This window comes from Aquisalimonas lutea (assembly GCF_030409225.1).
Taxonomy (GTDB): domain Bacteria; phylum Pseudomonadota; class Gammaproteobacteria; order Nitrococcales; family Aquisalimonadaceae; genus Aquisalimonas; species Aquisalimonas lutea.
On the sequence record NZ_JAUFPK010000013.1, the window covers coordinates 1 to 853 of the forward strand.

The 853-nt window shown below is 68.9% G+C and carries 1 protein-coding gene and 1 pseudogene; both read right to left on the reverse strand.

All coding sequences use genetic code 11. The features are described 5' to 3' along the window. Window positions 1-566, reverse strand: a 566-nt coding sequence (locus QWY84_RS20010; RefSeq protein ID WP_494337369.1) for a glutathione S-transferase family protein, incomplete at its 3' end; no start/stop codon positions are given. Between the two features lie 18 nt (window positions 567-584). After that, a pseudogene (locus tag QWY84_RS20015) lies at window positions 585-853 on the reverse strand (DODA-type extradiol aromatic ring-opening family dioxygenase); the annotation flags it as partial.

An 853-nucleotide genomic window follows, 5' to 3' on the forward strand; every position in this document is an offset into this window, starting at 1 on the left:
ACCTTGTCATAGATGAGCGCGTTCCAGGCGTCGATGGTCTCGCGCAGCGGCTCCGGGTAGAAGTCGAGGTCATTGCCGGTGAGGTGGTCAAAGGCCGTGTTCAGGATGCGCACGATATCGGCGGACTCGTTGTTCACGATCTGCCCCTGATCACGATCCCACAGCACGGGCACCGAGACCTTCCCGGTGTAGCCCGGGTCGGTGGCGGTGTAGAGCTGGTAGTGGCGCTCGATGGGCCCAAGCGTGGGGCCGGCGTCCTGGGGCCGGGCGTAGGTCCAGCCCTCGTCACCGAGCACCGCATCGGCGACGGAGACCGGGATCAGCGCCTCCAGGCCCTTGAGCTTGCGCAGGATGAGCGTGCGCGATGCCCAGGGGCACAGGTAGGCGACGAACAACTGGTACCGCCCGGGTGTGGCGGTCCGGGCCGGGCCATCGCCCGGCCCGGGCTCACCACCGGGCGTGATCCAGTCGCGGAATCGGGTCGGCTCGCGCCGGAAGGCGCCGCCCTTGATCTCGCCGTCGGCGACGGCGCCCTTGACCCACTGTCCGTTGACAAGTCCTGGCATGGTTACCTCCGTGGTCCGTTAGCCGCCAAAGATGTAGGCGGATTGCATGCTGCCCAGTACCCGGTCTTGAAACACCCGGCGACCGACGTCCTCGCCCGCGGCGCCGGCTGCCACGTGCAGCGGCAGCAGGTGCTCCTCCCTGGGATGTGCGGCGCGACCACCCGGCGCCTCGGCCCAGTCGAGCAGCCGCTGCTCGCGCTCGGGTGCCGAGAGGGCGACGGTCTCGGCCAGCCATTCGTCAAACCGGACCGAGTCCGGGTCGAGCGCAGCGTCATCGAACCGGAACC